The 18,724-nt window shown below is 69.6% G+C and carries 20 protein-coding genes; 15 read left to right on the top strand and 5 right to left on the bottom strand.

The window, feature by feature from the left end; all coding sequences use genetic code 11:
* The first annotated feature begins 87 nt into the window (after positions 1 to 87).
* The 5 genes from pdxH to ACFHNC_RS10270 all read left to right on the top strand — a co-directional run bounded on the left by pdxH (position 88) and on the right by ACFHNC_RS10270 (position 4,879).
* Positions 88 to 678: a pyridoxamine 5'-phosphate oxidase gene (pdxH, locus tag ACFHNC_RS10290; RefSeq protein ID WP_437169118.1), complete on the top strand. Its 591-nt coding sequence runs from the start codon at positions 88 to 90 to the stop codon at positions 676 to 678.
* A 10-nt stretch (positions 679 to 688) separates the two neighbouring features.
* Positions 689 to 2,173, top strand: a complete 1,485-nt coding sequence (locus ACFHNC_RS10285; protein WP_437169117.1) for an AAA family ATPase — start codon at positions 689 to 691, stop codon at positions 2,171 to 2,173.
* A 50-nt stretch (positions 2,174 to 2,223) separates the two neighbouring features.
* Complete coding sequence (locus ACFHNC_RS10280; protein ID WP_437169116.1) at positions 2,224 to 3,102, top strand: universal stress protein; 879 nt, start codon at positions 2,224 to 2,226, stop codon at positions 3,100 to 3,102.
* A 136-nt stretch (positions 3,103 to 3,238) separates the two neighbouring features.
* Positions 3,239 to 3,964 carry a pirin family protein gene (locus ACFHNC_RS10275; protein ID WP_437169115.1) on the top strand — a complete coding sequence of 242 codons (726 nt, stop codon included), beginning with the start codon at positions 3,239 to 3,241 and terminating at the stop codon, positions 3,962 to 3,964.
* Between the two features lie 276 nt (positions 3,965 to 4,240).
* Positions 4,241 to 4,879 carry a calcium-binding protein gene (locus ACFHNC_RS10270; protein ID WP_437169114.1) on the top strand — a complete coding sequence of 213 codons (639 nt, stop codon included), beginning with the start codon at positions 4,241 to 4,243 and terminating at the stop codon, positions 4,877 to 4,879.
* A 9-nt stretch (positions 4,880 to 4,888) separates the two neighbouring features.
* Here the strand turns inward: ACFHNC_RS10270 and ACFHNC_RS10265 are convergent, their stop codons facing one another.
* From ACFHNC_RS10265 to ACFHNC_RS10245, 5 genes are read right to left on the bottom strand one after another with little or no spacing between them, the layout of a single operon-like run.
* Entirely contained in the window at positions 4,889 to 5,695 is an 807-nt protein-coding gene (locus ACFHNC_RS10265; protein WP_437169113.1) for a hypothetical protein, read from the bottom strand.
* The gene (locus tag ACFHNC_RS10260; protein ID WP_437169112.1) at positions 5,679 to 6,716 is read right to left on the bottom strand and encodes an NADP-dependent oxidoreductase; all 1,038 of its coding nucleotides are present in this window, start codon (positions 6,714 to 6,716) and stop codon (positions 5,679 to 5,681) included. Before ACFHNC_RS10260 ends, ACFHNC_RS10265 begins: the two co-directional genes overlap by 17 nt.
* On the bottom strand, positions 6,717 to 7,034 hold the full coding sequence (locus tag ACFHNC_RS10255; RefSeq protein ID WP_437169111.1) for a CcdB family protein: 318 nt from the start codon (positions 7,032 to 7,034) through the stop codon (positions 6,717 to 6,719).
* A 13-nt stretch (positions 7,035 to 7,047) separates the two neighbouring features.
* Positions 7,048 to 7,293: a type II toxin-antitoxin system CcdA family antitoxin gene (locus tag ACFHNC_RS10250; RefSeq protein WP_437169110.1), complete on the bottom strand. Its 246-nt coding sequence runs from the start codon at positions 7,291 to 7,293 to the stop codon at positions 7,048 to 7,050.
* 56 nt (positions 7,294 to 7,349) lie between these two features.
* Positions 7,350 to 9,389, bottom strand: a complete 2,040-nt coding sequence (locus tag ACFHNC_RS10245) for a 4Fe-4S binding protein (protein WP_437169109.1) — start codon at positions 9,387 to 9,389, stop codon at positions 7,350 to 7,352.
* Between the two features lie 61 nt (positions 9,390 to 9,450).
* Here ACFHNC_RS10245 and ACFHNC_RS10240 point away from each other — a divergent pair, with 61 nt between their 5' ends.
* From ACFHNC_RS10240 to ACFHNC_RS10195, 10 genes are all read left to right on the top strand, one after another.
* On the top strand, positions 9,451 to 10,224 hold the full coding sequence (locus ACFHNC_RS10240) for a biotin/lipoate--protein ligase family protein (RefSeq protein ID WP_437169108.1): 774 nt from the start codon (positions 9,451 to 9,453) through the stop codon (positions 10,222 to 10,224).
* The gene (locus ACFHNC_RS10235) at positions 10,221 to 10,766 is read left to right on the top strand and encodes a DUF6505 family protein (protein ID WP_437169107.1); all 546 of its coding nucleotides are present in this window, start codon (positions 10,221 to 10,223) and stop codon (positions 10,764 to 10,766) included. Before ACFHNC_RS10240 ends, ACFHNC_RS10235 begins: the two co-directional genes overlap by 4 nt.
* On the top strand, positions 10,763 to 11,809 hold the full coding sequence (locus tag ACFHNC_RS10230; RefSeq protein ID WP_437169106.1) for a DUF6352 family protein: 1,047 nt from the start codon (positions 10,763 to 10,765) through the stop codon (positions 11,807 to 11,809). Before ACFHNC_RS10235 ends, ACFHNC_RS10230 begins: the two co-directional genes overlap by 4 nt.
* Complete coding sequence (locus ACFHNC_RS10225) at positions 11,806 to 12,327, top strand: DUF3305 domain-containing protein (protein WP_437169105.1); 522 nt, start codon at positions 11,806 to 11,808, stop codon at positions 12,325 to 12,327. Before ACFHNC_RS10230 ends, ACFHNC_RS10225 begins: the two co-directional genes overlap by 4 nt.
* Entirely contained in the window at positions 12,324 to 12,965 is a 642-nt protein-coding gene (locus tag ACFHNC_RS10220; protein ID WP_437169104.1) for a DUF3306 domain-containing protein, read from the top strand. Before ACFHNC_RS10225 ends, ACFHNC_RS10220 begins: the two co-directional genes overlap by 4 nt.
* Before the next feature lie 159 nt (positions 12,966 to 13,124).
* A complete protein-coding gene (locus ACFHNC_RS10215; protein ID WP_437169103.1) occupies positions 13,125 to 13,724 on the top strand; it encodes a TorD/DmsD family molecular chaperone in 600 nt (199 codons plus the stop codon).
* Between the two features lie 16 nt (positions 13,725 to 13,740).
* A complete protein-coding gene (locus tag ACFHNC_RS10210) occupies positions 13,741 to 13,956 on the top strand; it encodes a twin-arginine translocation signal domain-containing protein (protein ID WP_437169102.1) in 216 nt (71 codons plus the stop codon).
* 18 nt (positions 13,957 to 13,974) lie between these two features.
* Positions 13,975 to 16,899, top strand: a complete 2,925-nt coding sequence (locus ACFHNC_RS10205; RefSeq protein WP_437169101.1) for a formate dehydrogenase subunit alpha — start codon at positions 13,975 to 13,977, stop codon at positions 16,897 to 16,899.
* Positions 16,900 to 16,901: 2 nt separating this feature from the next.
* Positions 16,902 to 17,498 carry a formate dehydrogenase FDH3 subunit beta gene (fdh3B, locus tag ACFHNC_RS10200; protein WP_437169100.1) on the top strand — a complete coding sequence of 199 codons (597 nt, stop codon included), beginning with the start codon at positions 16,902 to 16,904 and terminating at the stop codon, positions 17,496 to 17,498.
* The gene (locus tag ACFHNC_RS10195; RefSeq protein WP_437169099.1) at positions 17,495 to 18,694 is read left to right on the top strand and encodes a formate dehydrogenase subunit gamma; all 1,200 of its coding nucleotides are present in this window, start codon (positions 17,495 to 17,497) and stop codon (positions 18,692 to 18,694) included. The genes fdh3B and ACFHNC_RS10195 overlap by 4 nt, the downstream gene beginning before the upstream one ends.
* The last annotated feature ends 30 nt before the right edge of the window (positions 18,695 to 18,724 follow it).

The following is an 18,724-nucleotide window of genomic DNA, read 5'->3' as shown; positions in this document are numbered from 1 at the left end:
CGAGTAGCGCACCGTGGTGGCACATGCCCTTGTCACGGGCAAGGGGCCTCACACCTGTCTGGCCCCGCCCGACCAGGAGTGTGCACCTTGGATTCGCCCGCAACCGAAGACCCGATTGCCATCTTCGAGGCCTGGATGGCGGAGGCGGCGAAGACCGAAACGAACGACCCGAACGCCGTCTGCCTCGCCACCAGCACGCCGGAGGGCCGGCCCTCCGCGCGCATGGTGCTGCTGAAGGGCGTCGATCCGGAAGGGTTTGTCTTCTACACCAACCTCGAAAGCCGCAAGGGCGGCGAACTGACGGCCAACCCTTTCGCCGCGCTGTGCTTCCACTGGAAGACGCTGCAGCGCTCCGTGCGGGTGGAAGGCGCGGTGCAGCCGGTGACGGCGGCGGAGGCCGATGCCTACTACGCCTCCCGCGCCCGCGGCTCGCGCATCGGCGCCTGGGCCAGCAAGCAGTCCCGGCCGCTGGAATCCCGCTTCGCGCTGGAGAAGGCGGTGGCGGAGCAGACCATGCGCTTCGGCATCGGCGAGATTCCCCGCCCGGCGCACTGGTCAGGCTTCCGCCTGGTGCCGGACCGCATGGAGCTGTGGCGCGACATGCCCTTCCGGCTGCACGAGCGCCGCGTCTTCCACCGGGACGGCGCCGGCTGGCGGATCGAGATGCTCTACCCATGACCATCTGGCCGTGACCATTCCCGCCGATCAGGCCCCGGTGGCGGCGCTGCTGCGGCGCCTGGCGGGGGCGGATCCGGTGGAGACGCATATCTCGGCCGTCTTCATCGGGCCGGATACGGTGTGGAAGCTGAAAAAGGCCGTGCGCCTCGGCTTCCTGGATTTTTCCGATCTGGCGGCGCGCGAGCATTTCGCGCGGCGCGAACTGGCGCTGAACCAGCCGCACGCGCCGGCCCTATACCGTGATGTGGTCGCCGTGACCCGCGCGCCGAATGGCACCCTGGCGCTGGATGGGGCAGGGGAGCCGGTGGAGTGGGTGCTCCGTATGGCCCCCGTGCCGGCGGGGGATTTCCTCGACGTCGTTGCGCGCAGCGGCGGGCTGACGCCGGAACTGCTGGACGCCACGGCCGATGCGGTGGTGGCGTTGCACGAAGCCGCCGCCCCGGCGCCGCCCGGCTTCGACGCGCCGGCGGCCATGGCGCGCGTGCTCGCCGGCAATATCCGCGACTGCCGCGAAACCGGCCTGCCAGAGGGGCGCGTCGCGGCGCTCGGCGCGGCCATGCAGGCGCGGCTCACCGCGCTCACCCCGCATCTGGCGGCACGCGCGGCGGCGGGGCGGGTGCGGCGCTGCCATGGCGATCTGCACCTCGGCAATCTGTGCCTGTGGGAAGGCCGGCCGACGCCCTTCGACGCGCTGGAATTCGACGAGGCGATGGCGACCACGGATACCGGCTACGACCTCGCCTTCCTGCTGATGGATTTTTGCCAGTCTGGCCAGCGCCCGGCGGCGAACCGTGTGATGAACCGGTACCTGGCGCGGACCGGGGATTTCGGCCTGCTGCCGGCGCTGGGCTTCTGGATGGCGCTGCGGGCAATGGTACGCGCGCATGTGACGGCGCGGACCGGCGGCGACGGGCTGGCCTATCTGGCGGCGGCGGAGGCGCATATCCGCCCCATGCCGCCGCGGCTGGTGGCGGTGGGCGGGTTGCAGGGCACCGGCAAGACCTGGCTCGCGCGGCAGATGGCCCCCGATCTCGGCGCCGCCCCCGGAGCCCTGCATCTGCGGACGGATGAGACCCGCAAGCGCCGCGCTGGCGTTGCGCCGGAAGCACGCCTGTCGTCCGAATCCTACGCCGAGGCGGAAAGCCAGGCCGTGCACGCCGAGATCTACGCCGCCGCCGCCCAGGCCCTGGCGGCCGGCCACAGCGTGGTGCTGGACGCCGTCTTCCTGGACCCGGCGCAGCGCCAAGCGGCGGAGGCGGCCGCCGCGCCGTATCCCTTCAAGGGTTTCTGGCTGGTCGCGCCGCTCGACCTACTGCGCCAACGCGTCGCCGCCCGCAGCGCGGAGGGGCGGGATGCCTCGGATGCGACGGTGGCCGTGCTGGACCAGGCTGCCGCCGCCGATCCCGGCGCCGTCACCTGGCAGGTGGTGAATGCCGGCGCGCCGTTGGAACCGGTACGGGCTGCGCTGGCCTTAACCCCTGGAACTGGGGCATAAAGTCTCCGGGAAGGCTTTCCGCACCCAAACCTGGATAAAGGAGAGGCGCGATGGCTTATCGCCGCCTGTTGCTGCCATTGACCGGTACCGCGGCCGGGGAAGCCGCGCTTGCCACGGGCCTGATTGTCGCGCGAATCTGGAGCGCGCATCTGCACTGCCTGCATGTACGCGTCGATGCGCGCGATGTCGCGCCGCTGGCCGGCGAAGGCCTGTCGGGCGCCATGATCGAGGAGATGATGGCCGCGACCGAACGCGAATCCGGCGAGCGCGCCGGCCGCGTCCGATCCCTGTTCGAGAAATTCACCGCCACCCATGGCGACCTGACCATGGCGGCGGACCCCAACACCGCGCTGAAGGTGCCGGGCGTCACCCTGTCCTTCGAAGCGATCGCGGGGCGGGAGGAGGATGTGGTGGCGCAGCAATCGCGCCTCTACGACATGGCGGTGGTGCCGCATCCGGAGGCGGATGAGGATGTCTCCTCCTCCGACGCGCTGCATGCCGTGCTGTTCGACAGCGGCCGCCCGGTGCTGATCGCGCCGCGCACGGCGCCGGATGTGCTGGGCGCGCGGGTCTGCATCGCCTGGAATGGGAGCGCTGAAAGCGCCGCGGCGGTCGCTGCCGCGCTGCCCTGGCTGCACCGCGCCCAGGCCGTCCGCATCCTGCATTCCGAGGACTACCAGCGCCGCGGCCCGGCGGCGGAGGGTATCCAGGCCTATCTGCGCTGGCACGAGATCGAGGCGGAACTGGTGCCCTTCAAGTCGCAGACCCGCGAAGTTGGCGCCGGGCTGCTGGGCGCGGCGCGGGATTTCGGCGCGGACCTGATGTGCCAGGGCGCCTACAGCCATTCCCGCCTGCGCCAGTTGATCCTGGGCGGCGTGACACGGCATGTGCTGGAGAATTCGGAAATCCCGATCCTGATGTGCCGGTAGACCCAGCGGGGTCATTCACCCGCTGAATGGCCCCCATCCCGGCCGCCTTGCTGTGCGGGCGGGCCGTTACGCCTATCTCTCCGCTCAACTGACGCGCCGCGGGCTTGGGCCCGGGCGCAAGGACCGGAGAGAACCGATGATCGATGTTCGCCCCTTCGCCAGCCTCGGCGGCGCCAACCATGGCTGGCTCAAGGCCAAGCACCACTTCTCCTTCGCCAACTACCGCGATCCGGATCGCATGAGCTGGGGTCGCTTGCGCGTCTGGAACGATGACGAGATCGCGCCCGGCACGGGCTTCGACGCCCACCCGCACCGCGACATGGAAATCATCACCTATGTCCGCGAAGGCGCCATCACGCACCGGGACAACCTCGGCAATGAGGGCCGCACCGCGGCGGGCGACGTGCAGATCATGTCCGCCGGCACCGGCGTGACGCATGCCGAATACAACCTCGAACCCGATGTGACGAAGATTTTCCAGATCTGGATCATGCCAGATGTGCGGGGTGCCAAGCCGAATTGGGGCGCCAAGGAATTCCCCAAGGCAGCGCGGGGTGACGGCACTGCCGTCACGGGGTTCGAGGTGCTGGCCTCCGGCCGGCCCGGCGATGCCGGCTCCGGCGCGCTGCCGCTCAACGTCAATGGCGCGGTGCTGGCGGCGAGCCTCGCCAAGGGCCAGACGCTGACCCAGGCGCTGGAGCCTGGCCGCGCCGCCTATCTGGTGGTGGCGAAGGGCGCGGCCACGGTGAATGGCGCGGCCCTCGCCCTGCGGGACGGCGCCGGCATCGTCGATGAGGCGGCCATCCACATCACGGCGGATGAGGATGCGGAGCTGGTGCTGGTGGAAGTGGCTAAGGAATGAGGCGAGTCCCGGGGCGCGGCATGCGCCCCGGGCCGTGGGATGCGGCGCGTCTCAGGGCAATCAATTTTTAACGCTTGCATTCATTTTGGCTGCGCTTCTTTATCCGTCCCAATTCGAACCTTGGCCGGACCGGAGCCCCCCCCGTGCAGATCAACACCGTATTTGTCAGGCGCGATTTCCAGGACGGCTTCTTCACGCTGGAGCCGATCTGGCTTTTCACGGCGGGTCCGGAACGCACCGTTTCGCTCCGAGGGCAACGATAGGGCCTTTGGCGGCGTGGGCAACGACCTGCTGAGCGGCGGCGCCGGCAATGACACACTGATGGGCGAGGACGGCGATGATCGTGTCCTGGGCGGCGCCGGCGACGATCTGCTGTTTGGCGGCGCGGGCAACGACCTGCTGAATGGCGGCACCGGCAATGATGTGCTGCATGGCGAGGACGGTGAGAACACCCTTCTGGGCGGCGACGGCGACGATGTGCTGTATGGCGGGTGGGACAACGATCTGATCAACGGCGGTGCAGGCAATGACTACCTCTTCGGCGGTGCCGGCGATGACACGCTGGTGGGCGGCGCCGGGGCCGATACCTTCTTTGGTGGGACCGGCGCCGATCTGCTCCAGACCTATGCCGACGGGGCGCAGGATGTCTTCATGTTCGTCGATCGGGCGGATGGCGGCGATATCATCCGCGGCTTCGTGAGCGGGGAGGATGTGATCCGTTTGTTCTTCGGCACGCCTGGGCCGCTGGTCCAGGGCAGCGCACCCGTGGCCGGCGCGGAATCGACCTTGCTGTTCAACACCACCAATGGCGAGATGAGCTTCGACATGGATGGCCTGGGTCTCGAGGACCCGGTGCTGATCGCCACCCTGCGCGGCGTCACCTCCCTGGCGGAAGGCGAGGTGATTTTCGGCTGACCAGGCAGATCAGGCCGCCGCAAGGACCACAAGCCCCAGCGCCATCCGCAAGACTTCCACCGGATCCCGCCCTGGGCCGCGCGCCACCAGCGCGCGGTGGCAGCCAGGCAGCACCGCCTGGCGGGCCCCGGGCAGCAGGGCGGAGGCGACGGGTACCAGCCCGTCATTCGGCCCGGCCCCCTGCGCCAGCATCCAGCGCGCCAGCGGGCGGTAGATTGCGTCTCGCCAATCGCCGCCCTCGGCGCCGAGATCCGTCGCCAGCGTGACAACCGGCAGCCGCACGGCCAGTGCCGCCACCTCCGCGGCGTGGGCGCGCATCCAGGCCTGCCTTACCGGCGTCGTCAGATCCCGCAGCCCACGCCCAGTACCGAGGCGCGACATCCTTGCCACATGATGCACCGCCATCAGCACCGGCCGCCGCGCCAGGATCAGATCCGCGACCGGGGAGCCGAAGAAGGGCGTCTGAAGGGCGATGAAGCCGCGGCATCCCTCGGCCATGCCAGGCCGCAGCAGCGCCGCCAGCGCCTCCAGCCCGCCCTTGGAATGGCCGACCAGGATGGCCGGGCGGGGGTCGGCCAGCATGGCGGCGGCGATCCGCCCGGCATTGACGCCGACCGGCGCGGCGGTCGGCAGCTTCACCACCTGCACCGCGACGCCGAGGCCGGTGAGCCACGCCAGTTGCGCGCCCATATAGCCCATGCCCACCGGGGCGAGGCCGGCAATGACCTCGCCCAGCAGGCCGTAGCACAGCAGCACGCGGGTGCCGCCCAGCCGGTCGGCCAGCGCGGCATCGTCCATGTCAGTCGAGCGCGACAACCTGCTTGCCGAAATTCCGCCCCTCCAGCATGCCCATGAACGCCGCCGGCGCATTGGCCAGGCCGTGGGCCACATCCTCCCGATAATGGAGGCGCCCGGCCTGGATATGGCTCAGCATCTCCTTGCGGAACTGGCCGTAGCGCGGCCAGCCGGTGTCGGAGACGATGAAGCCCTGGATGCGCAGGCGCTTGCGTACCACCGGCCCGAGATTCGGCCCCGCCGGGGCCCCGGCGGCGGCGGCCCCCGATGCGGTGTTGTATTGCGCGATCATGCCGCACATCACCATGCGGCCGAAATCGCGGAAGCGCGGGAACACCGCCGCCTGCACCGCACCGCCCACATTCTCCCAATACACATCCACCCCATCCGGGCAGGCGGCATCGAGTTGCGCGTTGAGGTCGCCGCGGTGGTCCAGCGCCGCGTTGAAATGCAGCGTGTCCTTCACGAAGGCGCATTTCTCCGCCCCACCGGCGATGCCCACCACCTTCGCGCCGCGGATCTTGCCAAGCTGCCCCACCACCTGGCCGACGGCGCCGGAGGCAGCGGAGACCACCAGCATCTCCCCCGATTTCGGCTGGCCGATATCCTCCAGCCCGACCCAGGCGGTCAGCCCCGGCATGCCCAGCACACCGAGCGCGGTGGAGGGCGGTGCTTCCTTCGGGTCGAGCGCGATCAGTGACTTGGCGGGGCGGATGGAATAGCCCTGCCAGCCAAAGCCGCCGAGCACCCAATCCCCCTCCCGGAACCGCGCATCGCTGCTGGCCGCCACCTGGCCGACCGCCTGGCATTCCATGACGCCGCCGATGGCAACGGGCGCCGAGTAGGACTTCACGTCATCCATGCGGCCGCGCTGGTAGGGGTCGAGCGAGATGAAGCGGTGCTGCACCAGCACATCGCCAGGGCCGGGATCGGGGATCGGCGTCTCGACCAGCCGGAAATCCTCGGCCACGGGGGCGCCCTGCGGGCGGCGGGCGAGCAGGATCTGCTGGTTCAGCATCGCGGTGTCCTCCGGTGTGTCCATTCAGCCATGGGCGCGCGAGATCGCCTCGTCCAGCGCTGCGACGATGCGCGTCGCGCTGTTGTCATCGGCCAGCGAGCCGACCAGCGGGCCGAGCGCGCCGCGCGGGATGGCGGTGGTCTGCAGGATATCGAGGGTCAGGTCATGCCCGGCGATGGTGAATCGCGGCGTGCGCTTCGGGTACCCCGCCGCGGCGGCCTCGGCCGAATCGATCAGCGGCGCGACCAGGCGGGTTCGCAGATGGTCGAATGCGGCGGATTGCAGCACCACTACGAAAGGCACGGAGCGGGTTTTGGTGCGGTGCACGTCGAACTGCGGCATCAGCGTCGGCGCATCAGAATTGCGCGTATTCTTCGGCCCAGAAGCCGTGCTTCTCGATGAAGGCGTTGGTGGCGGCGGCATGCGCCTCCGCCGCCGCGCGGCTTTCCGCCAGCTTCGCGTCCTGGTCCGCGACATGGGCTTCCAGCAGCCGCGCGATCGTGCCGGGCAGGTCGCGGTTCAGTTTCTCCGCGCGCTGCACCAGCGCCTCGTCCAGTTCCAGCACCACCGGGCGCTTGCCGCCGGGGAAGGGGGCGTTCATGCGTTGGGCTCCTGCCTGCGCCGGGTGAACCTAGGCGCGCGATCCCGTGCCCGCAATCAGGTCGCGTCCCGCTTCGCCCGCTCCGCCTCCCGCAGCCAATCCTCCGTGGTCTTGGCGATCGGGCGGTCGGGGCCGGCATAGGGGTCGATGGCCGCGTCGGTGGCGGCGAAGGGGCGGCAATCCTCGCACAGCCGCAGCAGGGCCAGCTGCTTCGGGTCGCGGAACATCCAGTGGCCACCCTGCTGCAGCTTGGCGGTGACACGGTCGATCTGCGACTTCACGCCGAAGGGTTTCGCGCAGCGCTCGCAGCAGAAGGGATCCTCCTGCTTCACCACCTGCATCCGCCCGGCCTCCGGCGTCAGGTTCAGCCGCGGCTCCAGCGTGATGACCTTCTCCGGGCAGGTGGTGGCGCAAAGGCCGCATTGGACGCAGGCATCCTCCAGGAAGCGAAGCTGGGGCGTTTCGGGATTCGCGGTGAAGGCGGCGGTCGGGCAGACCATGGTGCAGGCCAGACACAGAGTGCAGCCATCCACATTTACCTTGGCCAGGCCGAAGGGGGCCAGCGCCGGCATCGGCAGCACCGCGTCCCGCCGGCTCATCCCCTCCGCCAGCGCACGCCCGGCCTGGCGTAGCATCTCCCGCGGTGTGCCCAGCGCCAGGAAGGTGGCGGGCGGGAAGGGCAGACCGCGGCGGGGCAGGGCGGCGAGGGCCTCGCCCAGCGTGAAGGGATCATCCGTCTCGATCGCGCCGGCGCGGGGCGTGCCGTGGTCGGGCACGGACAGGCCCGACAGGATTTCCGCCGTGAAATCCAGGTTCCGCAGCACACCCTCCACCCCATGCGCGCGGCGGCCGCGCAGCAGCAGGCGGATCTGCGCCGCACCCCAGGCGAAACCGGCCAGGAAGAAGGCGAGGTCGAGCTGGGAGACCTCATTCACCCGCAGCGGCAGCACCCGGGCGGGCAGGCCGGTGCCGTGCCGGGCGAGCGCGTCGATCAGCGCCTCGCCATGCTCCGCATCATGCACCAGCACCACCGGCGCCTCCCCACCCGCCTCGCGGTAGGTCAGCAGCAGGGCGCGCAGGCGGCGCAGCAGATTTTCCGAGGCCGGCAAAGCGTAGGTGGCGGCACCGGTCGGGCAGACCGCGGCGCAGGCGCCGCAGCCTGCGCAAATCTCGGCCGAGATCACCACGCTGTCCCGGCCAGGCGTGATCGCGCCGGTCGGGCACAGATCCAGGCAGCGGGTGCAGGCCACGCGCCTGTTGCGCGAATGGGCACACAGCCCGGCATCGAAGGTGATGAAGCGCGGCTTGTCGAACTCCCCCACCAGATCCTTCGCCGCGCCGATCGCGCGTTCCACGGCGGCGGCATCGGTGGGGTCGGCGCGCAGATAGCCCTGGCGGACCTCGGCTGCCGGGAACAGCGGCGCGCCGCCGGTCAGGTCCAGCAGCACGTCGCAGCGGCTGACCGCGCCATCGCGCCGTGGCCCCCATTCATAGACGGTGCGGGAAGACGGGCGCGGCATGGCGTGGCCTTCCACCACCACCTCGAACGCTCCGAGCCAGCCTGTCGCCGTGCCGGCACGGCCCCGCGCCACCGGAAACTCCGCCGTCCGCAGCGGCGCAACCGGCGCGCTGCCATCCAGCAGCACGGTCACATCCAACGCGCCCGCGAGGCGTTCCGCGGCCCGCAGCGCCACCTCGTCCCGGCCGAGGATCAGGGTGATGCCCTCGCTTTTCAGTGGCACCAGCGGCGTTGCCGGCATCGGCACGGCGGCAGCGGCGATCAGTGCGGCCATCTTCGGACCGGCGGCCTTGGCCTCCGCGGACCAACCCGCCGTTTCCCGCACATTCACGAAATTCAATGGCCGCGCGAAACCGGCATCCTCCGCCACCTCCGCAAACAGCGGCGCCTGGGCGGTGCAGGCCACCGTCACCGGCACATCCTCCGCCAAGGCGGCCAGGAAACGGTCGAGCTGCGACTGGCAGAGCTGTTCGGCCAGGCGCGCCGCCCCGCCAGGGCAGCCGCGCGCAATGGCGCGGCCATCCAGCGGCATCGTATCCTCGCAACTGCAGACGAAGGTGATCGGGGTACGTGTCATGCGGGCGCCGCGATTCCTCGTGCCTGCCCAGGCCCTAGGCCCGGGGGTTGGACCGCCATATATGCCGGGCTCCGCGCTGTTGCGAGGGATCGCCGAGGAAGACACCGCCGCCGTGACAACCGGCCTGCCCGATCTGCCCACCGCCTTCGGTCCCATCTTCGCCCTGCGTGAGGGCGGGGATGCGCTGGCCCGTGCCATCGAGCTCGCCCCGCAGCACGGGGCCGGTACGCTCACCTGGGTGCGGTCCTCGGCCCGGATCGAAGCCGCGGTGGTGCTGGAGCCTGAACTGCCGCTGGCCGCCGCCCGCCCGGCCCTGTTCGCCGCCGTCAGCGCCCTGGCCGATGCGCTGGGCGCCCATGGTCCGGCGGAGGTCGCCCTCACCATCGGCTGGCCTGCCACCCTCCGCGTCAACGCCGGCCGCATTGGCCAGGCCCGCCTCGCCTGGCCGCAGGGTGCGGCGGAGGATGCGGTGCCCGATTGGCTGGTGGTGGGCATCGAGGCGCGGCTGACCTTCCCCGCCGGGTGGGAGCCCGGCCACGGCCTGCACCAGACCGCTTTGCGGGAGGAAGGCTGGGCGGAGGAAGATATCTCCGCCGCCGATCTCACCGCCGGCTGGGCGCGGCATCTGATGGCCGGCCTGGCCGAATGGCAGCATCCGGGGCCGCAGGGTGGCTTCGCGCGCCTGGCTTCCCGCTACCTCGCCCGCCTGGAGGCCGCGCCCTGGATGGGCGAGGCACGCCACGGGCTGGACCCGGCAACCGGCGCGCTGGTGTTGGAACATGACGGCACGCGCCGCCTGCATCCGCTGGCCGCCGCGCTGATGGAGGCCGCATGACCCACCGCCTGCCGCGCACCCTGCGGCTCGACCCCTCCGACACCGTGATCTTCGCGGACGCCGCAGAGCCCGGCGAATGGGCGGTGCCCGGCGGCTTCGCCTTCTGGAACGAGGCGCCGGAGGCGCTGTCCGGCAAGCGGCGCCAAGCGTTCCGCGGCGGCTTCCTCGGCCTCACCTCCTTCGGCTGGTCCACACTCGTTGAGGTGGCGGAGGCGACGGAGGCCCAGCACGCGGCAGCGCTGGCCGCCCTGGCGCAGCACATCCGCACGCAGCACGGCGCGCCGGATGACGCGGCCGCGGAGGCCGCGGCGCGGGAGGAGCTGGGCTTCGCCGAAAGCCTCTGCGACCACCCCCCCGGCACGGTGCTGGCCCTGTCCCGCAGCGTCGAGGACGGCCAGGTGCGCGAGCGTTTCCGCACTCTGCACCGGCGCGAACAGCCGCACAGCCAATTCACCAGCCTGCCGGTCTTCGCCGTGGTGGAGAGCGAGGACGAAGCCGTGGAGCACCCCGACCTGACAGCCCTGGGCAGGCGCCAGCCATGAGCGCCCCCGCAGGCCTGGCACCGGGGGATTTCTGGGTCGCCTCCGGCCATCATCTGTGTGACCGGGACGAGCAGGGCCGCATCCTCGGCACCCCCGACCTCTGGCGCGCCTTCTGCGCGCGGCCGGAACTGGTGCCGCCGGAGGAAGCCTGCCCGGCGGAACGCGCCCTGCACGCGGCGCTGCTGGCGGAGCCGATGCGCGTGGTGTCGCCGGCCGAACTCACCCGGCTGGCGGACCCTGATGCGCAGGAGAATTTCGCCGTCTTCCTCGGCTTCCGCGATCGCGTGCTGGCGCAGCCGAGCCTGGAGGCCGCCTGGCTCGATCTGTTCCGCGACGGCGTGCAGGGCGTGCCGCCGATCTTCCTGCAGATGCTGACCCATCTGGTGACCCGCGCGGCGCTGGAGGGGGTGGAGGATGCCTTCACCCTGCGCGCGGCGGAGTTGTTCTTCCGCCCGCAACGCGCCGCCATCCACCACGGCGCCCTGCTGCTGGCGGATGAGGAATATCTGGATGCCCGCGGTGGCGATGGCGGCTTCGGGCCTCTCGGGCAGTTGCTGGTGGAGGCCGGGTCCCCGCCGCGGGAGGTGGAGCTGGATGTGCTGTCGGAGGACAACGCGCCGCTGTATCGCGGGCGGTCCGACGCACATGACTTTGCCCTCGACATTGCCGAGAACCGCCCTGGCCAGCATGGCCTGGCCCGCGCCCTGGAACACTTCATTGGCCATGTCATCGGCGAGCAGGTGACGATCCGCCCTGTGCCGGTGATCGAGGATCACAACTGGACCTGGCATGTCGGCCTGGACGCGGAGGCCACCGGCATCGCCAATGATCTGTGGCAGGGGAAAAAGGTGAAGCAGGCGCGGCTGGCGCGCATCCTGTGGCTCGGCGTGCTGGAGTTTGCCGAGGCGTCCCGCGTATTGCCGCGCGTCGCAGGCAAGCCGGTGTACCTGGCGCTCGCCACGGATGCGGCCCAGAAGCTGCGGATGAAGCCGCAGAACCTGGTGACGGGGCTGCCGCTGCGGGCGCGGGAGAGCGGCGCATGACCCGCACGCACAACCCGGACAGCCTGTTCATCCCGCTCGCCGTGCTGGTGGAACGCCGCCCCGGCGTGACCCGCTGGGCGGAATACGCCTGGCGCGCGGTGGAGGTGCTGGAGGAAGCACCGGACGTACCGCCCTGGACCATCCTGCGGGAGGAGCCGGGCCGTACCGTGTTCTTCGCAGGCAGCGCGGAGGTCGCGCTGTACCCGACCGACACCGACAATTACCGCCACAACCTCGCCTCCGCCAAGCCGCTGGTCTGGGTGCTGCTGCGGCCCGCGGAGACGGTGAGCGGCTGGACGCTGCAGACCGTGACCGCCGATCCGGGGGAGGCGCATCTCTATGCCGATGTCGGGCAGGACCTGCTGGAATCGCTGCCCTTGCCGCCGCGCCTGCATGCGGTGATGCAGGAATTCGTCGCCCGCCATCACAAGGAACGCGGCTTCTGGAAGCGCAAGCGCGACCAGGCGGACCCGGAGGCCCTGGCGCATCGCAGCCGGATCGCGGAGCCGGAAAAGTGAGCGGGCAGGAGGATGGCTTCCTCAGCCGCTGGTCCCGCCTGAAACGCCAGCCGGAGCCGGAGCCGGAGCTGGAGCCGGAGCCGGAGCTGGAGCGGGAATCGGAGATCGCGCCTGACGCACCGGACGAAGCCGAAGTCGCGCCCCCCGCGCCAAAGGCCTGCCCGATCCCGGGCGTGCCGGAGATCGATCTGTCCGCCCTGCCGCGGATCGAGGACCTGACCGAGGCCAGCGACTTCAGCCAGTTCCTCCGCCCCGGCATCCCCGCGGCGTTGCGCGGCGCGGCGCTGCGGCGGATGTGGTCGCTGGATCCGACCATCCGCGACTTCATCGGCCCCTCGGACTATGCATGGGACTACAACAACCCGGCCGGCATGCCGCCCGGCTTCTCGCTCGATATCGGCGGAAAGCTGAAGGAGTTGCTGGCCCAGGCGATCGGGGAGCGACCTGAGACGCCAGATGACGCAGCGCCCGAGGCCCAGGACGCGGCACCGGACGACCCCGACCCGCCGTCGCTGCTGGCCGAAGCCACGCCATCAGACCCGGCCTTGGTGGGCGAAATACATGCCGAACCGGTGCAGGATCCGGCACAGGATCCGGGGCAACCACGGCGCCGCCACGGCGGCGCCATGCCCGCCTGACGGCGCGTGCCGCGCCATCGGGTCGGGTCAACTGAGAACGATTCGCAGTACAAATTCAAAGACTTGCCTAAAGCCGAGCTTTGCGCTTGGTAGGCTATCTGTCTGTGATTGCTGTGGCTGGGAGGCCGTGCTGTCACTCTTTTAGGTACATTCGACGGGATGCAGGAAGAACAGACTCAACTGGTTCTCGACCCCGTGGATGCGGAACGGGCGCGGCTGTTTGCGCTGCTCGGTCGCCTGCTGGGTGCCGCCCCGGATGCCGGCCTGCTGGTCCGCATGCGCGCCCTGCGCGGCGAATCGGGCGAGTTGGGCGCGGCCTATGGCGCGCTGGCGGAGGCTGCCGGCCGGACACGTGCCGAGGCGGCGGAGCAGGAATTCTTCAAGCTGTTCATCGGTGTCGGCCGCGGCGAGCTGTTGCCCTATGGCAGCTACTACCTCACCGGCTTCCTGCATGAACGGCCGCTGGCCGATCTGCGCGGCGACCTCGCGAGGCTCGGCATCCTGCGCGCCGAAGGCGTCGCGGAACCGGAAGACCATATCGCGTTCCTTTGCGAGGCCTATGCCGGGCTGCTGGCCGGAGCCTTCCCCGGCGAACCGGGCGCTGCCCCGCCGTTCTTTACCCGCCATATCCGCCCCTGGGCCGCGCGCTTCTTCGCCGACCTGGAAAAGGCGGAGATGGCGGATTTCTATCGTTCGGTCGGGCGGCTCGGCCGCCTTGCCGTGGAACTCGAGGCCGCCGCAGCGGATCTGCCGGCCTGATTTGGGGAGAGCCAAGATGAGCGAACAGGCAGCTGAAAAGCCCGTCCGTCGCGGTTTCCTGAAAGCGCTTGGCCTCGGTGCGGCGGTGGCGACGCCGGCGCTAGCGCAGCGCGCGGATACCGTGCCGTCGCGCGATGCGCGGAAGGAGAACCAGGCGCAGCGCCTGGCCGCCCGGTACCAGCCGGATTCGGCCCATGTGCAGGCCTTCTACCGTACGAACCGTTACGAATAAGAATCGGGAGCAAGTCAGATGCTGATCAAGCGCTCCGAAGGCAAGGCCGCACGCCAGCGTCTTGCCGCCGCCTATCAGGGCCTTTCCTCCGGCGGTCTGGACCGCCGCAGCTTCCTGCGCCAGGCGGGCTTCGCCGGCGCGGGCCTCGCGGCGCTGGGCTCGCTAGGCGCATCCCGCGCGCAAGCCGCACCGGGTAGTGCCCTGGGTGTGCAGGACCACAGCCAGCCTGTGCAGCGCATCAAGAACATCTGCACGCATTGCTCCGTCGGCTGCAGCGTGACGGCAGAAGTGCAGAACGGCGTCTGGACCGGGCAGGAGCCGACCTGGGCCAGCCCGATCAACCGCGGAACGCATTGCGCCAAGGGCGCTTCCGTCCGCGAATTGGTGCATGGCGACCGGCGCCTGAAATACCCGATGAAGCTGGTGAACGGTCAGTGGACGCGCCTGTCGTGGGACGTCGCATTGACGGAAATCGCCGACAAGATGATGACGATCCGGCAGGAATCCGGGCCGGACAGCATGTTCCTGCTGGGCAGCGCCAAGTTCAGCAATGAAGGCGCGTATCTGTTCCGCAAGTTCGCGGCCTTCTGGGGCACGAACAGCGTCGATCACCAAGCGCGCATCTGCCACTCCACCACGGTGGCCGGCGTGGCGAACACCTGGGGCTACGGCGCGCAGACCAATTCCTACAACGACATCCGCAATTCCAAGACCATGATCATCATGGGCGGGAACCCGGCGGAGGCGCACCCCGTTTCGCTTCAGCACGTGCTGTCGGGCAAGGAACGCAACCGCGCCAACCTGATCGTCATCGACCCGCGCTTCACCCGCACGGCCGCCCACGCCAACGAATTTGTCCGCATCCGACCGGGCACCGACATCCCGATCATCTGGGGCATGCTGCACCACATCTTCGCCAATGGCTGGGAGGACAAGGAGTTCATTGCCCAGCGCGTCTACGGCATGGATGAGATCCGCGCCGAATGCGCGAAGTGGACGCCGGAGGAAGTGCAGCGCGTCACCGGCGTGCCGGGGCCGCAGCTCAAGAAGGTGGCCGAAGCCTTCGCCACCCAGAAACCGTCCACGCTGATCTGGTGCATGGGTGCGACGCAGAAGACCGTCGGCACCGCCAATGTGCGCGCCTTCTCCATCCTGCTGCTGGCCACTGGCAATGTCGGCAACAATGGCGGCGGCGCGAACATCTTTCGCGGCCATTGCAACGTGCAGGGCGCCACCGACTTCGGCCTCGATGTGACCACGCTGCCCGCCTATTACGGGCTGGCGGAGAGCGCCTGGCGCCATTGGTCGCGCGTCTGGGACGTGCGCTACGAAGACATGGTGCCGCGCTTCGACAGCCCGGCGATGATGGGCACGCCCGGCATCCCAACCACCCGCTACTTCGATGCGGTGACGCTGCCAAAGGACCAGATCGAGCAGCGCGACCGTCTTCGCGGCATGCTGGTGGTGGGCCATGGCGGCAACACCGTCACCCGCATGCCGGAAGCGGTGAAGGGGCTGGAGGCGCTAGACCTGCTGGTGGTCGCCGACCCGCACCCCACCACCTTCGCCGTGCTGGCCGACCGCAAGGAAAACACCTACCTGCTGCCCGCCACCACGCAGTTCGAATGCGATGGCAGCCGCAGCGCCTCCAACCGCTCCATCCAGTGGGGCGCGCGTATCGTCGCCCCGCTGTTCGAATCGAAGACCGACTATGAGCTGATGTACCGCCTGGCCGGCGCGCTGGATGGCGCGGCGGAACGCAAGGGGCTGCCGATCCGCATCCAGGCGGAAATGTTCAAGCCCTACGAGATCCGCAACAACGCGCCGACCGCCGAAAGCATCCTGCGCGAGATCAACCGCGGCTCGCTCAGCACCGGCTATTCCGGCCAGTCGCCGGAACGCCTGAAGCTGCACATGGAACACCAGGACAAGTTCGACCTGGTGACGCTTCGCGGCGCCCCCGGCACGCCGGTGGAGGGCGAGTTCTACGGGCTGCCCTGGCCCTGCTGGGGCACGCCGGAGATGAAGCACCCGGGCACGCACATCCTGTACAACACCAACCTGCACGTGAAGAACGGCGGCGGCACCTTCCGCGCCCGCTTCGGCGTGGAGCGTGAGGGCAAGACGCTGCTGGCGGAGGGGTCCTACTCGCTCGGCTCCGAGATCCAGGACGGCTACCCGGAATTCACCGTCGACGTGCTGAAGCGCCTCGGCTGGTATGAGGAACTGACCGAGGCGGAGCGCGGCTGGATCGAGAGCAATGGCGGCAGCTTCTCCTGGGCCACCGACCTGTCCTGCGGCATTATCCGCGTTGCCATGGAACATGGCTGCGTGCCCTACGGCAACGCAAAGGCCCGTGCCGTGGCCTGGAACCTGCCCGACCCGGTGCCGGTGCACCGGGAGCCGATCTACACGCCGCGCACCGACCTGATCGCGCAATACCCCACTCTGCCGGACCGCCGCGGCTTCCGCCTGCCGCATCTCGGTGTCTCCGTGCAGAACCGCAGCCATCAGGTAGCCGGCGACTTCCCCATCATCCTTACCTCCGGCCGCCTGGTCGAATATGAGGGTGGCGGCGAGGAAACCCGCTCCAACAAGTGGCTGGCCGAGCTGCAGCAGGACATGTTCGTCGAGATCAACCCGGAGGATGCGGCCACCCGCAACATCCGCGACGGCCAGAACGTCTGGGTGCTGGGGCCGGAGAGCAACGCCCGCGTGCGGGTGAAGGCGCTGGTGACGGAACGCGTCGGCCGTGGCGTGGCGTGGATGCCCTTCCACTTCGCCGGCTGGTTCCAGGGCGTGGATCAGCGCAGCAGGTATCCGCAGGGCACGGACCCGATCGTGCTCGGCGAAAGCGTCAACGCGGTGACCACCTATGGCTACGATCCGGTGACCTTCATGCAGGAAACCAAGGTCACGCTCTGCCAGATCAGGAGTGCCTAATCATGGCGCGCATGAAGTTCCTCTGTGACAGCGACCGCTGCATCGAATGCAACGCCTGCGTCACCGCCTGCAAGAACGAGCACGAGGTGCCCTGGGGCATCAACCGCCGCCGCGTCGTCACCATCAATGATGGCCGGCCCGGTGAGCGTTCGATTTCTATGGCCTGCATGCACTGCACCGATGCGCCCTGCGCTGCGGTCTGTCCCGTCAGTTGTTTCTACACGACGGCGGATGCGATCGTGCTGCACGACAAGGATCTGTGCATCGGCTGCGGCTACTGCTTCTACGCCTGCCCGTTCGGGGCGCCGCAGTATCCGCGCGTCGGCAATTTCGGTGGCCGCGGCAAGATGGACAAATGCACCTACTGCGCCGGTGGGCCGCAGCAGGACAACACCATCGTCGAATATACCCAGTACGGCTCCAACCGCATCGCCGAGGGCAAGCTGCCGCTCTGTGCCGAGATGTGCAGCACCAAGGCGCTGCTGGCCGGCGATGGCGAAATGATCGCGACCATATACCGCGAGCGTGTGCAGCAGCGCGGCTACGGCGCCGGCGCCTGGGGCTGGCGCACCGCCTATCAGGAGACGGTGGCGATATGATCCGCCTCGCCCCCGCCCTGGTCGCGGCGCTGCTGCTGGCAGCCCCGGCCTTCGGGCAGACCCAACCCGGCGCCCCGCCCCCCGGCGCCCCCGAAATCCAGGCGCCTGTGCCGGAAGTCGGCCCCGCCAGCGGCGGCCAGGGCAGCGGGCAGGTGCCCGAGACCACCCTGCAGGGCGACACGCCCACCGGCACGGCGCCGTCGCCAGCGGCCGAGGCCGTGACCGATCCGCAGCCGCGCCAGCCCTCCAACGTCCCGCCGACGCCCGCACCCTTCAGCGACCGCGGCCAACTCTCGGCCGAGGAGATGGAGCTGCAGGCGGCGCTGCGCGGTGAGCGTATCGGCGGCCGCATCACCATCCCGGACCGCCAGGCCGCCACGCTGATCCAGCCCGAGGGGCGGGAATGGCGCGACTTCCACAACCGCACGCTCACCTGGGTCGGCGGTGTCGCCGTGCTCGGCATGCTGGCGATCCTGGTGATCTTCTTCCTGGCCAAGGGCCGCATGACCGTGGAGGCCGGCCCCGCCGGCCGCACCATTCAGCGCTTCAACCTGTTCGAGCGGGTGGCGCATTGGATGACGGCGAGCAGCTTCATCGTGCTGGCCCTGTCCGGCCTGAACCTCACCTTCGGTCGTTTCCTGCTGCTGCCGATCATCGGGCCGGAGGCGTTCACCGCGATCAGCCTGTGGGGCAAGATCGCGCACAACTACCTGGCCTTCCCCTTCACCCTCGGCATCGTCCTGATGTTCCTGGTCTGGGTGAGGGACAACGTCCCGAACAGGCTGGATCTGGTCTGGCTGAAGGCGGGCGGCGGCTTCATAGGCAAGGGGCACCCGGATGCGGCGCGCTTCAATGCTGGCCAGAAACTGGTGTTCTGGATCACGGTCCTGGGCGGCACGGTGGTTGCCATCTCCGGCTATGTGCTGATCTTCCCCTTCGCGGTCACCGACATGTCCGGCCAGCAGTTGGCGCACACCGTGCACGGCATCCTGTCCGTCCTGATGATCGCCGTGATGCTGGGCCACATCTATATCGGCTCCATCGGCATGAAGGGCGCCTTCGATGCCATGGGCTCCGGCCAGGTGGACCTGAACTGGGCGAAGGAACACCATTCCCTGTGGGTGGAGGAGGAGCTGGAGAAGGCGCGCACCACCGTGGCCGGCCCCGCGGGCGCCCGCCCGCTCGGCGCGGACTGAGACACGCCCCACTTGCCCTGACGGGGCCGG

The sequence above is a fragment of the Falsiroseomonas sp. E2-1-a4 genome (genome assembly GCF_051433165.1).
Classification (GTDB): Bacteria; Pseudomonadota; Alphaproteobacteria; order Acetobacterales; family Acetobacteraceae; genus Falsiroseomonas.
The sequence above is the reverse complement of the archived record's forward strand: the minus strand, read 5'-3'. Positions and strand labels throughout refer to the sequence as shown.